General features: G+C 44.5%; 14 protein-coding genes and 1 riboswitch. Of the genes, 11 read left to right on the top strand and 3 right to left on the bottom strand.

Annotation, left to right across the window (positions count from 1 at the left end; translation table 11 throughout):
• Window positions 1-23 precede the first annotated feature (23 nt).
• Entirely contained in the window at window positions 24-173 is a 150-nt protein-coding gene (locus Ami103574_RS15685; protein WP_170295613.1) for a hypothetical protein, read from the bottom strand.
• Between the two features lie 212 nt (window positions 174-385).
• The gene (locus tag Ami103574_RS14415) at window positions 386-928 is read right to left on the bottom strand and encodes an NADH peroxidase (protein ID WP_330587107.1); all 543 of its coding nucleotides are present in this window, start codon (window positions 926-928) and stop codon (window positions 386-388) included.
• A gap of 395 nt (window positions 929-1,323) precedes the next feature.
• Here Ami103574_RS14415 and Ami103574_RS14410 point away from each other — a divergent pair, with 395 nt between their 5' ends.
• The 5 genes from Ami103574_RS14410 (at window position 1,324) to Ami103574_RS14390 (ending at window position 6,454) form a co-directional block, all read left to right on the top strand.
• Complete coding sequence (locus Ami103574_RS14410; RefSeq protein WP_163067655.1) at window positions 1,324-2,583, top strand: ABC transporter substrate-binding protein; 1,260 nt, start codon at window positions 1,324-1,326, stop codon at window positions 2,581-2,583.
• 126 nt (window positions 2,584-2,709) lie between these two features.
• Window positions 2,710-2,931 (top strand): NifU family protein, encoded by a 222-nt coding sequence (locus tag Ami103574_RS14405; protein ID WP_163067654.1) that lies wholly within the window; start codon window positions 2,710-2,712, stop codon window positions 2,929-2,931.
• A 12-nt stretch (window positions 2,932-2,943) separates the two neighbouring features.
• Complete coding sequence (locus Ami103574_RS14400; RefSeq protein ID WP_163067653.1) at window positions 2,944-4,182, top strand: CapA family protein; 1,239 nt, start codon at window positions 2,944-2,946, stop codon at window positions 4,180-4,182.
• Window positions 4,160-5,626 (top strand): dipeptidase PepV, encoded by a 1,467-nt coding sequence (gene pepV / locus Ami103574_RS14395; RefSeq protein WP_163067652.1) that lies wholly within the window; start codon window positions 4,160-4,162, stop codon window positions 5,624-5,626. Before Ami103574_RS14400 ends, pepV begins: the two co-directional genes overlap by 23 nt.
• Before the next feature lie 38 nt (window positions 5,627-5,664).
• Window positions 5,665-5,795: riboswitch (FMN riboswitch) on the top strand.
• A gap of 119 nt (window positions 5,796-5,914) precedes the next feature.
• Entirely contained in the window at window positions 5,915-6,454 is a 540-nt protein-coding gene (locus Ami103574_RS14390) for an ECF transporter S component (RefSeq protein ID WP_163067651.1), read from the top strand.
• Window positions 6,455-6,541: 87 nt separating this feature from the next.
• Here the strand turns inward: Ami103574_RS14390 and Ami103574_RS14385 are convergent, their stop codons facing one another.
• Window positions 6,542-7,516 carry a helix-turn-helix domain-containing protein gene (locus Ami103574_RS14385; protein WP_246213157.1) on the bottom strand — a complete coding sequence of 325 codons (975 nt, stop codon included), beginning with the start codon at window positions 7,514-7,516 and terminating at the stop codon, window positions 6,542-6,544.
• Between the two features lie 254 nt (window positions 7,517-7,770).
• Here Ami103574_RS14385 and Ami103574_RS14380 point away from each other — a divergent pair, with 254 nt between their 5' ends.
• The 6 genes from Ami103574_RS14380 (at window position 7,771) to tsaB (ending at window position 13,329) form a co-directional block, all read left to right on the top strand.
• Window positions 7,771-8,376, top strand: a complete 606-nt coding sequence (locus Ami103574_RS14380) for an MptD family putative ECF transporter S component (RefSeq protein WP_163067650.1) — start codon at window positions 7,771-7,773, stop codon at window positions 8,374-8,376.
• Complete coding sequence (locus Ami103574_RS14375) at window positions 8,373-9,047, top strand: energy-coupling factor transporter transmembrane component T (protein WP_163067649.1); 675 nt, start codon at window positions 8,373-8,375, stop codon at window positions 9,045-9,047. Before Ami103574_RS14380 ends, Ami103574_RS14375 begins: the two co-directional genes overlap by 4 nt.
• 4 nt (window positions 9,048-9,051) lie before the next feature.
• Window positions 9,052-10,422, top strand: a complete 1,371-nt coding sequence (locus tag Ami103574_RS14370) for an ABC transporter ATP-binding protein (RefSeq protein ID WP_163067648.1) — start codon at window positions 9,052-9,054, stop codon at window positions 10,420-10,422.
• 195 nt (window positions 10,423-10,617) lie between these two features.
• Window positions 10,618-11,925, top strand: a complete 1,308-nt coding sequence (locus Ami103574_RS14365) for a WG repeat-containing protein (RefSeq protein WP_163067647.1) — start codon at window positions 10,618-10,620, stop codon at window positions 11,923-11,925.
• Window positions 11,926-12,103: 178 nt separating this feature from the next.
• Window positions 12,104-12,538: a tRNA (adenosine(37)-N6)-threonylcarbamoyltransferase complex ATPase subunit type 1 TsaE gene (gene tsaE, locus Ami103574_RS14360; RefSeq protein WP_163067646.1), complete on the top strand. Its 435-nt coding sequence runs from the start codon at window positions 12,104-12,106 to the stop codon at window positions 12,536-12,538.
• A complete protein-coding gene (tsaB, locus tag Ami103574_RS14355) occupies window positions 12,535-13,329 on the top strand; it encodes a tRNA (adenosine(37)-N6)-threonylcarbamoyltransferase complex dimerization subunit type 1 TsaB (RefSeq protein ID WP_163067645.1) in 795 nt (264 codons plus the stop codon). The genes tsaE and tsaB overlap by 4 nt, the downstream gene beginning before the upstream one ends.

Here is a 13,329-nt window from a genome sequence, read left to right as displayed (position 1 = left end):
CAGATGACGGCAATTTATTAAGATTATTTAGTGAAAATTTTACCAAATGATAAGCCAAAGACTAACCCTAAAGACAGGCCTAATGCTAGATTATTAAAAAGTAAACCAGCTATCAGACCGAAACTTAAGCCAATAGCTAATCCAGAATTAGAGGAATCTTTTTTCTTTGACATGTTATTTCTCCTTTTGTCAGATAAAGTATATAATATTTTACACCTGCACCAGCTAGAAGTATACAGGCAGTTTATATGAAAGGCGATAGTGAAAAGGAAGAAGGCTATATTTTATAAGATGTTTTCTAAAATTGATTTATGTAAAAATACGAAACCCCCTTGCCAACAGGATATCTCCTGCTAGCAAGGGGCTTAATATGTTCGGATTTCTCTTATTTAAAATATCTGTTGTAAAGTCCTTCAAATGCACAGCCGTGCCTAGCTTCATCCTTGGCCATTTCATGTACGGTATCATGGATGGCATCTAAGTTCTGTTCTTTCGCCTTCGCTGCCAGCATCTTCTTCCCTGCACAAGCACCGTTTTCGGCTTCAATACGCATCTCCAGATTCTTCTTTGTGGAATCAGTAACTACTTCACCCAGAAGCTCTGCAAACTTAGCTGCGTGCTCCGCTTCTTCCCAGGCAGCCTTTTCCCAGTACAGACCAATCTCTGGATAGCCTTCTCGATGAGCCACTCTAGCCATAGCCAGATACATGCCTACTTCGGTACATTCACCAGTAAAGTTCGCACGAAGACCTTCGATGATTTCAGGATCAACACCCTTCGCTACGCCTACTACATGCTGGTCAGCCCATTCTCTGGCGCCATCCTCTACCTTGATAAATTTCTCAGCAGGAACGCCGCACTGTGGACATTTTTCTGGTGCCTCAGCACCTTCGTGAGTGTAACCGCAAACTGAACAAGTCCATTTCATAATTTCATCCTCCATTTTCAACATTACTTTTCGCCAGCTTACCCGCAAGGCTGGTAAAACAAGCTTGCAGGAGCTGTACGTTATTGTATTCATTATACTTCATTTATACCTTGAAATAAACAAACTAAACATATTTTTTAAGCTTTTATAGCAAACCCCGCCTTAAAGACAGGGGAGCATCGGGGTAAAGCAATAAGCAAAGAAGCTGCTTAAAGCTTGCTTACAAGCGGGTTTAGGCCAGAATAGAAGGGAATAGAGCGGAGCAGTGCAAACGACTTGAAAAAAGGCCTGGAATTTGGTATGATGGGAATGTTCTATTACTGGATGAGACAAGAGGAGAAACCTCTGTAAAGTGCTTGCCAGGAATGGATTGAGGGTGAAAAGGGAGAACGACTATGACGAAGAAATCTGATGAAGCTAAAATATACAACAAAGCAAGGCGTCCCGGTAAAGTGAAACAGACGGTTTTGGCAGCGGCGGCTTTAGTTCTGGCATTAAATCTGGCAGGCTGTGCTACCTTTGACAACTTTAAAGGGACCTTTATTGATAAAGAGAAGGAGCCGGAATCCACCGTACGAATTGGCATCTTTGAACCCTTGAGCGGGAAAGACAAGGAAATGGGTGAAATGGAGACGCGAGGCATTGAACTAGCCCACGCCATGTTTCCCAAAGCTTTGGGTAAGGAGGTAGAGTTAGTTTACGGAGATAATAAATCGGATATTAATGTGGCAGAGAGCGTGGCCCGGGAGATGGTGGACAAGCGGGTATCCATTGTCTTGGGCAGCTACGGCAGCGCTAATTCTCTGGCGGCAGTGAAGATTTTCGAGGCGGCCCAGCTGCCGGCTATTGCCATTACCAACACCAACCCCCTGGTGACCAGCTATAACCCTTTTTACTTTAGGGTCTGCTTGTTGGACTCCTTCCAAGGCGTGGTATTGGCTAAATACGCAGTGGAATCTCTGGGGGTGAGCACCGCGGCCATCATGAGGCCGGAGAATGATGATTACGCTATCGCCGTATCGCAGACTTTTTCGGACAAGTTTATCCAGATGACAGGCAACGCCAATGCGGTAGTCGTCTCCAGCGACTATGATATGGACCAACAGGACAAATTGGAAGCCAATCTGCGAAAGATTAAGGAATCGGGCGCTCAAGTGGTCTTTCTGCCGGTAAAGCTGGAGGCGGCTGCGGAAATCTTAAAGGAAGCGAAGAAAGTCGGGGTTACCGCTTTATTCTTAGGCACCGACCAGTGGGATTCCCAGAAGCTGATTGAGCTGGCTGGAAAAGAGGCAGCAGAGGGTGTGTCTTTCTCCACGATTTTCGATCCCAACACCAGCACGACTATCATGTCGGACAATTTCAAAAAAGCGTACAAGGCAAAATATGGGCAGGATGCTGTTCCAGATAGTTCAGCGGCCTTAGGTTTTGATGCTTACATGATTGCCGTGGATTCTTTGAACAAGGCTGGTACAGCTTTAGATGGAGAAGCCCTGCGCAAGACCATTGCTAGTACCAGGGAATTCCCAGGAGCATCTGGAACCATCACCTTTGACATGAATGGAGATCCTATTAAATCCGTGGTAGTGAAAAAAATCGTAAATGGGCAAGCTATATCTGCCTACACGATGGAACCGGCTATCGTTAGCTTATACTAGCTTCACGGAACTTGAACAAAATAGTTGAGTAGCGAAAAGGAAAAAAGAAATATTTAGTGTTGAATCCATTGATTTTGTGGTAAAATAATAACAACCCAGAAAAGCAGAAAAAAGGAGAAATACAATATGGAAGATAAAATTAAAGATGCTTTAGAAAATATTCGTCCTTACTTGCAGAGAGACGGCGGAGATATTGAGTTTGTAGAGTTAACCCCGGAGAATATCGTTAAGGTTCGTTTGCAGGGACACTGTGCCGGCTGCCCAGGGGCTACGATGACCTTAAAGGCTGTAGTTGAACGGCTGCTAAAGGAATCTTACCCAGAAATCGCCGGAGTGGAAAACGTATAGTAGAGGATTATGATGGAAAACGCTGAAAGAAAACAAAGAAAGACAGCGCTTCTCCTATGGACTTGGATCGCAGTGGGGTGTCTAGTGGCATTTCCACTGCTTTTTAGTGGGTGCAGCGGGGGAACAGCAGGGGGGAACGGGCAGGAGAGCCCTGTTCAGCAGGAGCAGGAGCTGCCCATTGACTTGAGCATCTTGGCCGTAGGAGATGTGATGGTACACAAGCCGCAGCTGGAAGGTCAATATAACCAGCAGACGGGGAGATATGATTATACCAACAATTATAAATATGTAAAGGACTACATCAGCCAGGCAGACTTGGCTTTGTGCAACCTAGAGACCACTTTTGCCGGTCCGCCTTATTCCGGATACCCACAGTTCTGTGCACCGGACGAGCTGGCAGACGCGTTGAAAGATGCAGGTTTTGATGTAGCCATTACCTCCAACAATCACATGATGGACCGGGGCGGGGCTGGGATGAAGCGGACTCTGGAGGTGTTGCGAGCTAAAGGGTTCGTCACCGCCGGCAGCCGGCTGGATCAGCAGGAACTTCGCTATGCCATGACTGAGGTCAAAGGTCTTCAGGTAGCGGTAATTCCTTATACTTTTGAGACGCCTACCGGCGGAAGCACAACTGGTATAAATGGGCGGGCGATATCAGATACGGATGCAGCCCTGATTAATTCCTTTAATTATCAAACCTTGGACGAGGACCTGGAGCAGATTAAGGAAGTCTGTGGCCAAGCTCGAGCTGCTGGGGCAGACATCGTACTGATTTATTACCACTGGGGAGAGGAATATCAGACGGCGGCTAACCAATGGCAGAAATCCATGGCCCAGAAAACAGTGGATCAGATGGATGTAGACGTCATTTTTGCCTCCCATCCTCACGTGCTTCAGGAGATGGAATACCTGAAAAATGCGGAGACCGGCAAAACTGTTCCTGTTTTTTACAGCATGGGTAACTTTATTTCCAACCAGCGGACGGAGACGCTAGATAACCGCTATACAGAAGAAGGTATGATGGCTCAGGTGAAACTGAAGTACATGAAGTCTGAAAAGAAGATTACAGAGATTTCCATGAGTGCTGTTCCTACCTGGGTAGAAAAATATCACCTGGGAGATAAGCCGGTCTATGAGATTATTCCGCTAGATGAGAAATTGCAAGACAATGAGACTTTGAAAGCTTCTGGGCACTTATCCCGGGCAGAGGCGGCGTTGGAGGATGCCAATGGACTACTTAAAAATAATTGAAGAATCAAGAGATGATATGGTGAAAACCTTGCAGGAGTTAATCGCCATTAAAAGCGTGGAGGACCAGCCTGTTGAAGGAGCGCCATTTGGAATCGGCGTAGCCGAAGCCTTTCAGTATCTGTTGAAGAAGGCTCAGGCCGATGGCTTTGAGGTGGAAAACGTGGATAACTATGGCGGCCATTTGGAATTCGGCGGGTATATGCTGGACGAGGAAGGCCAGATTGTCGGCACCAGTGACCAAGTGTTGGGCATTTTGGGTCATTTGGACGTAGTGCCAGAAGGTTCCGGCTGGGATTATGACCCTTACGGCGGGGTTCTTGACGGTGGAAAGATTTATGGCAGAGGGGCCCTCGATAATAAGGGACCGATGGTAGCTGCTTATTATGCCATGAAAGCTTTAAAGGAAAGCGGTTTTGTGCCGGAAAAAAAGGTCCGGCTAATCATTGGCTTGGATGAAGAAACGAATTGGAAGGGCATGGAATATTACCTGTCGAAGGAAAAAGCCCCGGACCTGGGGTTTACACCGGATGCAGATTATCCCGCCATACAAGGGGAAAAGGGTATTCTGGTCTTTCAGCTAGCCAAGAAGATTGGCAAGACTGTAGGCAAGGGAATCCAGCTTCGGAGCCTCAGCGGCGGCACGGCGGCCAACTCGGTAGCAGATTACGCCAGGGCTGTTATTCGCTCGGAGAAGCCAGGGGCTTACGATAAGGTTCGAGAATTGGCGGCCAAATATCGGGCGGAGCAATGCGAGCAGGAAGGGAAGCCCGCTTATGGAGGCAAGCTGACTTGTAAGGGCGTGGGAAAGAGCTTGGAAATCGCCGCCTGCGGAGTATCGGCTCATGGAGCAGAGCCGGAGAAAGGCCTCAACGCCATTTCGCTGCTGTTAGATTTTTTAGGCCGAATTGACATAATCAACGATGATGTAAATGAATTTGTGCAGTTTTACCGTCAGCATATCGGGTTTGAACTAGACGGGACCGCTATGGACTGCGGCCTGTCTGATCACGAGTCGGGAAAGCTGATATTCAATGTAGGTAAGGTAGACTTGGACGGCGAAGCCTTGATTTTGACAATTAATATCCGCTATCCGGTGACCTATAGTGATGAAGTGGTCTATGAGGCCATGATGCCGCTAGTTAACCAATATAATATGGGCATTGTTAAGCTGAAGCACCAGCCGCCTCTCTACCGAGCTAAGGAGGATTGGCTGCTTCAAACCTTGATGGCAGTCTACCGGGAACACACTGGAGATCAAACAGGAGAGCCACTGGTCATCGGTGGAGGTACTTACGCACGAGCCGCAGAAAATCTGGTCGCTTTCGGCAGCGTATTCCCTGGTGATTTGGATTTGTCCCACCAAGCCAATGAGTACGTGGAAGTAGACAAGTTGGTGCTAAATGCGAAAATTTTTGCGGATGCTATTTACAGATTGGCGCAGTAAGTATATAATGTTGTTGTTTAACAAATAAAATATAATAAAGAATGTTTCAGGGGGAGGTGTAAGTCCTCACCGGCGGTAATGAGCGCAAGAGCTACAAGTCCGCGAGCCAACAGGCAGAATGGGTTAGATTCCCATACCGACGGTATAGTCCGGATGAAAGAAACAGGTTTGTCCTTTGGATGGACATCTATTTCAGTTTAGCAAACCCTGAGAGCAGTCTCAGGGTTTTTTGTATGGGCTTTCATGTGTCCGGCGAGAACCCCGACTGGAAAGAAAAGGAGAACTTAAATGACAGCACAAAACAAAACCGTAAAATTAGCTAAAATGGGTATGCTGGTAGCCATTTCCGTGGTCTTAGTATATCTTGTACATTTTCCCATATTCCCAGCGGTAGCCTTTATGGAATACGATCCGGCAGACATCCCCATCTTCATCGGCACTTTTGCCTTTGGCCCTATGGCAGGCCTTCTGCTGACCGTAGTCACGGCGGTGCTTCAGGGCACTACGGTCAGTGCAGGCAGCGGTATATACGGCATCATCATGCACACGTTGGCTACAGGGTCTTTCGTGTTGGCATCCGGGTTTATTTACCGAGGACGAAAGGGCAAGAAAGAAGCAGCCCTTGCGCTGACCGTGGGGGTCCTTGTTATGACGGTGGTCATGGTGGGCGCTAACCTGGTTATTACGCCTATTTTCACCGGCTGGCCGGTGAGTGCAGTCAAAGATGTGATGGGTTTCATTGTCGGCTTCAACGTCGTAAAGGCAGGGCTGAACGCCGTGATAACCTTTTTCCTGTACAAGCGTATCTCTGGTTTTTTGCACCGATAGGTTGCAGCGGTCTCTTAGATTCCAGCATATTAAGCAAACAGCCGCCTACAGGCGGCTGTTTGCTAGCAAAAACATCTTATAAACAACTTAAATCTTCTCTAATCGCTTTACACGTCGATATTCTAGTGGTGTCATATTAAACTGCTGTTTAAATAACGCGGCGAATTTGCCTTGATTGGTATATCCTATTTGTGCGGATATTTCAGAAATTGGTTTTTGTGTTTCAGCTAAGAGTTGAGCGCCCTTATTCATTCGATACTCACGCAGATATACTGAAATATTTTGCCCGTAAACGCCTCTAAAATAATTTTTCAAACTTGTTTCACTGATTGAAAATCGTTCTGCTAATTTTTTTATGGGATAATGTTTATGCAAATTAGTGATTAAAATGTTTTCTGCTTTTTTTGCAATTTCAACTTGAACTCCTGTATAAAAAGTACAAGGCCTTAAAGAATATAATGGGTCTTTAAGCAAGAGATCGATTAATTCTAACACATACATTCGCATATGAAAAATCGAGGGGTGTTCGGATAGATCCCAGATTCGTTTGAGAATGCCTTCAACTCTATTAGTCCCTTCTACAATATAGGTTTTTCCATTTCTGCAATAAATCTGCTCAAGCTTTCTCATATCAATATCAAAAGATTGCAATAGGTCTTTACTCTCCTTATCAATTAAATCTAAATCAAAGTACATTTTTAGACCTTCGTAATTTTTGGTTGGAAAAATGTATTCTTTTTGTGCGGTTTGTTTGCTAACCGATAAATCCTTTCCCTTCATATAGATATAGGTATTATCTACTAAGAGCAATTCACTTCGTCCACTGACACAATAATTAATCAGTAAAGGTTTACACTCAGCATTTGTGTCTGATTCGGGCCAGCTTAAAGCTTCAACATTAATATAAGCTAAATGTATTCCGGAAAAAAGAGTATAAAAAACCATCCTTCCCTCTCCATTTGCTGTATGCAAGATGAGTTCATTGCTGTCTGGGCCTTTTCTAAGGGTCACCCCAGGAAGTGAGCTGCTTTTCGTTAAAATATCATTCATAATTGCTTGCATAAGAATAACCTTTACTGCTGTAAAATCTCCGTTTATTTTAGTTCATTATAGATTAGGCCTGTGGGGCTGTCAACGCAAACATTGGTTGCTATATGAACCTAAATAACTTAAACAAGCATAGAAAACCTTCTTGAAATATGATAATATCCTTTAAATGTTAGCATAAGATAACCGTTGGTGGCAGAAAGATGATGCTCAAATAATTTTTAAGAATTTGTCATTTCAACAAACAAATAGTACAGGAGGATATAGAAGTGAGTAGTGAATTACGCAGCAAATTAACAACAAAAGACATTGTTATGGCGTCGGTTTTAGGGGTGGTGTGTGTCGCTATCCGATTTATATTTATGATTCTGGGGGGGATTTTTCCGGTTGCATGGTTTGCCTCTCACGCTTTAGATGCGCTTTTCATCGGTCCGGTTTATATGCTAATTGTAGCAAAGACCAGACATACCGGTCCCATTTTTATTATTAGTTTAATTACCGGAGTTATTTTTACAATGGCATCCATATACATACTGATCTCCGGAATCATTGCAGGCTTTTTAGCTGAAATATGTTTAAGATGTGGCAGATTTCAAAAGGAGTCCTGGATTCTGTTGTCCTATGTGATTTTTTCCTTTGGCTTTATCGGTGATTTCTATCAACTTTGGGTCAATAAAGCTGCTTTCCTGGAATATTCCGCAAATTTCGGGATGAATGCCGATTACCTTGCGGCCCTTGACCAGTTGGTCTCCACTTCAACTATTCTGCTTATCATAGCGAGTATTGCCATTGGAGCTATAATAGGTGGACTATTTGGATTTAAGCTGATGAAGAAGCATTTTATAAAGGCAGGCATTGCCATGGGGACGAAATGAATCGGATAAAGCACAAGGGTTTTGATCCACGAATCGGCATGATTTTAATTGTTTTGTCAGTAGTTATTGTGTTTTCACATCCAGAAGTATACACGGAATGGATTTTAATGGGCAGCATTTTTATTTGCATGTGGTTGTTTGATATGAGAAAGGCAATGGTTAATCTGCTGGTTAGCTATGCCTTTCTCTTCGCGATACAACTACTTTTGATCCCAAGAGTACATGTTACGCTCGCTAGTATTTTATCTATTTTTATTTACTTCAAAATGATACTGCCATGCAGTGCCATGGTGGCCCTTTTTGTGGGTACTACGCCAGTAAGAGTATTATTAGAAGCCTTTCGCAGGATGCATGTTCCGTTGCCTGTTTCCATAGCAGCTGTGGTTTCTGCCAGATACTTTCCCGCCCTAAAGGATGATACCCTTGCAATCTGGGGAGCTATGCGTCTTCGCAATATCAAGCGCTTGGAACAGAAGGTTGAAAGCCTCTATGTTCCACTATTGATGAGTGCCGTTAACACAGGTGAAGAGTTAGCAAGGTCTGCGGTTACCCGGGGGATTGAGAATCCTGCATCTAAAACTTCCTATATAACAATTAAGTTCCGCTTGAGAGATGCGCTGGCATTACTGTATTTTGGTGGACTGACGGCATTTACAATAATTCGGGGGTGAGAAAATGGTGCGATTAAAAAAAGTCTCTTATTGCTATGAGGGGAGCGAAAAACCAAGTCTTTGTGCCTGCTCGTTAAATGTCTCCAAAGGAGAGTTCGTTTTACTTTGTGGAAAGAGTGGCTGCGGAAAAACTACTTTGACAAAACTGCTTAATGGCATAATTCCTTCACAGACAGAGGGAATGTTGTCAGGGCATGTCTATATTGACAAACAGGATATTACAGAGCAGCCAATATGGAAGACTTCTCTATCGGTAGGTTCTGTCTTTCAAAATCCGAAGACACAGTTTTTTAATTTAGATACAACAAGTGAACTGGTCTTTGGAATCGAGAATATGGGACTGCCGCAGGAGCAGATGGCATCTCGTTTGGAGCATGTGCTTATGGAATATAGACTTGAAAGTCTGGTGAACAAAAGCGTTTTTGAGTTATCAGGAGGGGAAAAGCAGAAAATTGCCATTGCCTCTGCTTATATGGGAAACCCTGATGTCTACGTGTTGGATGAGCCCTCGGCTAATCTGGATCAGGAGGAAATTCACCGTTTGAAAACACTACTCCGTCAGCTAAAGCGGGCGGGGAAAACCGTCATTATTGCCGAGCATCGTGTATGGTATTTGGCGGAATTATTGGATCGTGCTGTTTATATGGAGAATGGTAAAATCGTCAGGGAATGGACAAATAAGCAATTCAGTGCACTTGGCACAAAGGAGCGCGCTAACTATGGGCTTCGCTCGATACAACCGGTGACCCTTTTGACTGCTGAAAATGGAGAGCCTGATAACAGTGGTCTGAGAATCAATAATGTGCAAATAAAACGAAATCAAAAGCTGCTGTGGAAGGACCTTTCCTTTTATGCGCCAAAGGGAAAAGCAATCGCGATTGTTGGCCGAAACGGAGCCGGTAAAACTACATTGGCACAGGTGCTGTGCGGATTGCGTTCCTGCAAACATGGCAACATCTATTTGAATGGGAAACCGATGACCGCAAAAGCTCTGCGCCAAAATAGCTTTTTGATTATGCAGGATGTAAATCATCAGTTGTTTGCAGAAAGCGTTTTATCAGAGGCAAAACTGGGAAATGATGTTGCGGGTGAAGCCGCTATGAGTGTACTAGCGCAAATGCAATTAGACTCCTTTGCCGAAATGCACCCAATGGCCCTATCTGGGGGGCAAAAGCAACGATTAGCGGTTGTGGATGGCTGTTTATGTCAGAAAAGTATTCTTATTTTTGATGAACCCACAAGCGGCCTTGACTTAGATAACATGGAAAGAGTCAGTCATATGATTCAGGGTTTAGCCGCGCAAGGAAAAATTGTGATTGTTATTACCCATGACATAGAATTCATCAATCATTTGGGTGCTGAAATCATATCTTAAAATTGCTTGATTTTGGATAAAAAATATGTAAAAATAGTTGAAAATATGATATAATTAATTTCAAAAAAATAGCTTCTGGATGGCCTCTTTTCTTAGGATTGCGCCTTATCGCCCGGTGAATAGTTCCGAAGAGGAATGAGGATTGGCCTTGAGCGCGGATGTAAGACAATCTAAAATAAAAAAGAGGAGAGCGCTATGAAAAAAAGAATATGTTTATCCATATCCCTTTTATTAATCCTGTCCAGTATCAGCGTATCCGCAGAGACTGGAGCCGAAACTTATGATTCCGTAGGCCCCTCCTATGATGGCGTTCGGAAGGTTATCATGTATTTAGGTACCCCTGATTATAAATACGGCTATATTGATGAAGAAGGAAAGGTGCTGGCAGAATGCCGATACAAAGAAGCTTCTGACTTTACCAATGGGATTGGTACTCTGCAAGAGGGAAACACCATTTTTGCAATCAATACCAAAGGGGAGAAGATAAAAACCTTTGATTCCAGCTTTACTTCGGTGAGCTACTTTGATGGAGAAAAAGGGATTGCGACAAAAGATGGGCTGATGTACCTTATGGATCAGGACGGAAAGCTTGCTTCTAGGGGATATCAGAAATTACTTTACGATCCTTTTTCAAGTTTTCGCGGAATTGGGGCGATGAGCAATGATAAATACGGGGTCATCGACTGGCATGGCAATATCCTCACGGCCTTTGAGTATGCTACTTTCTGGAATACAGCCAGCAATACTTCTGGCGTTGTTGCTGCTGAAAAACAATTATACGGAATCGGGGGATATATCGGCATCGATGGAAAAGTCTTGGTGCCTCCAGTGTATGATTTTATCGGGGGATTTAGTGGAGACAGAGGTCGTCTTGGGAAAGCCGGTAAATACGGTATTATTGATGGGGCAGGCAATCCGATAACCGGATTGATTTATGATAACGTTGAGGATTATTCGGAAGGCTTAGCAGAAGTATTGAAAGATGGAAAATGGGGCTATATTGATCGGAGCGGAAATCTGGTTATTCCTTGTCAATATACGGCTACCCAGGGGTTTACAAATGGATATGCGACAGCCTATACTGCCGATAATAAGGAGCTAACCATTGAAAGTCCCATCAAACAGTCTCGAAAGATCAACGTGTATGTGAATAATAAATGGCTTTATCTGGACCAAGAACCAGTTCTGGATAATAACCGAACACTGGCTCCCCTGCGAGGAATTGCTGAAGCATTGGATTATAATGTAGATTGGGATGCTTCAACGAACACGGCGACGTTGCAGAATAATAGTAGAATCATACAATTGAAGGTTGGAGAAGACAAGGCCGTTGTCAATATTTTTGACGATGGCAGAGCACCAGAAGAAATCTTCTTGGACGTACCAGCCAGAAATTTAAACAGCCGGGTTATGGTTCCCGTTCGGTTTATTGCTGAAAGCATTGGAGCAGACGTTACTTGGGAGCAGGAGACTCAGCGGATAAATATCAAGGCTTCTTTGTAAAGGCCGAAATGGGGGAAATGTTTTGCCCCTATTTTGTAACTATAGTGTATAGGAAGACCGCCGGCTTTTGTTGGCGGCTTTTTATTTAGTGTGTATTAGATGAAAAGCTATCCTGCAAAACCACGGCCAGAGGCTTTTTGTATTTTATTAGTGTCTATCTTGTGGTACAATAAAAGGTATGAATAAATTAGTGATAAAAAACGAACAAGAGACAAAAGAATTCGGCTTGAAACTGGCGGACCGATTACGTCCCGGCAGCCTGGTGGCCCTCATCGGAGACTTGGGCACTGGTAAGACGGCTCTGACTAAATATATTGCCCAGGGTTTGGGTATCCAGGAGGCCATCACCAGCCCTACCTTTACTATTGTACAGGAGTATCACCAAGGTCGACTGCCACTGTACCATTTTGACGTGTACCGGGTCAGCGATCCCGATGAGCTCTTTGAGATCGGCTATGAAGAATACTTTTTCGGACAGGGCGTATCTGTGGTGGAATGGGCAGATTTGATTTTAGAGCTGTTGCCGGAGGAGGCCATTGTGATTCGTATTGCGTATGGCTCTCAGGAAGGGGAGCGAATTTACGACATAGAAGGACTGGAGGCGGCAGAATGAATATATTAGCTATTGAGACTACGGGGGCGTCGGCATCCGTAGCGGTAATCGATGAACAAGGGCAGATTTTCGAAGTCCGTTCTTCGGAAACGCTGAATCATTTGCAGGTTTTAATGCCCATGGTGGGAGAGATCCTCGAAAAAAGTAAATTGCAGATAAACAATTTGACAGCGATTGCAGCCTCTCAGGGGCCCGGTTCTTTTACGGGTATTCGTATCGGCGTGTCCACCGCTCGGGCATTGGCTCAGGCTTTAGAATTACCCTGCATTGGAGTCCCCACACTAGAGACTTTTCTTTATAATGGGGAGCGACAAAAAGGTATTTACTGCCCCATTTTCAACGCTAGGAGAGGGCAGGTTTATGGTGGTGCCTATCGGTGGAGAGAAGATGGAACCCCGGTAGAGGTCGTGAAGGGCAGTGCTTGCCTGCTGGCTCAGCTGCTGGAGAATTTGCAAGAAGTGCTGGGAGCTCAGTCGGCAGAGATTACTTTCTTTGGAGATGGTGTCGAAGCCTATGCGGCTCAAATCGAGCAATGGCAAAATTCATCGTTAAATAGCAATATACGAGTCAAGTTTGCAGAACCAGGAATTCGCTATCAAAATGCGTCTTCTGTTGCCAAATTGGCCCTGGAATTATATAAAAAAGGGGAAGTCTGTTCCCCGCAGGCACTGACACCGAATTACATGAGAAAGGCAGAGGCAGAACGGAAGCTGGAAGAGGCCGAAGCAGAGAGGAAGCGGCAAGAAGCTCAGAACCTTCCAGTAAACGTTCAGATGGAAAGCGGTGAATGA

It is taken from the genome of Aminipila butyrica, from assembly GCF_010669305.1.
Classification (GTDB): Bacteria; Bacillota; Clostridia; order Peptostreptococcales; family Anaerovoracaceae; genus Aminipila; species Aminipila butyrica.
The sequence above is the reverse complement of the archived record's forward strand: the minus strand, read 5'-3'. Positions and strand labels throughout refer to the sequence as shown.

Bases quoted from the DNA above. Each gene is read 5' to 3' on its own strand.
- Ami103574_RS15685 (WP_170295613.1), bottom strand. From the start codon at position 173: ATGTCAAAGAAAAAAGATTCCTCTAATTCTGGATTAGCTATTGGCTTA.
- Ami103574_RS14415 (WP_330587107.1), bottom strand. From the start codon at position 928: ATGAAATGGACTTGTTCAGTTTGCGGTTACACTCACGAAGGTGCTGAG.
- Ami103574_RS14410 (WP_163067655.1), top strand. From the start codon at position 1,324: ATGACGAAGAAATCTGATGAAGCTAAAATATACAACAAAGCAAGGCGT.
- Ami103574_RS14405 (WP_163067654.1), top strand. From the start codon at position 2,710: ATGGAAGATAAAATTAAAGATGCTTTAGAAAATATTCGTCCTTACTTG.
- Ami103574_RS14400 (WP_163067653.1), top strand. From the start codon at position 2,944: ATGGAAAACGCTGAAAGAAAACAAAGAAAGACAGCGCTTCTCCTATGG.
- pepV (WP_163067652.1), top strand. From the start codon at position 4,160: ATGGACTACTTAAAAATAATTGAAGAATCAAGAGATGATATGGTGAAA.
- Ami103574_RS14390 (WP_163067651.1), top strand. From the start codon at position 5,915: ATGACAGCACAAAACAAAACCGTAAAATTAGCTAAAATGGGTATGCTG.
- Ami103574_RS14385 (WP_246213157.1), bottom strand. From the start codon at position 7,516: ATGCAAGCAATTATGAATGATATTTTAACGAAAAGCAGCTCACTTCCT.
- Ami103574_RS14375 (WP_163067649.1), top strand. From the start codon at position 8,373: ATGAATCGGATAAAGCACAAGGGTTTTGATCCACGAATCGGCATGATT.
- Ami103574_RS14370 (WP_163067648.1), top strand. From the start codon at position 9,052: ATGGTGCGATTAAAAAAAGTCTCTTATTGCTATGAGGGGAGCGAAAAA.
- Ami103574_RS14365 (WP_163067647.1), top strand. From the start codon at position 10,618: ATGAAAAAAAGAATATGTTTATCCATATCCCTTTTATTAATCCTGTCC.
- tsaE (WP_163067646.1), top strand. From the start codon at position 12,104: ATGAATAAATTAGTGATAAAAAACGAACAAGAGACAAAAGAATTCGGC.
- tsaB (WP_163067645.1), top strand. From the start codon at position 12,535: ATGAATATATTAGCTATTGAGACTACGGGGGCGTCGGCATCCGTAGCG.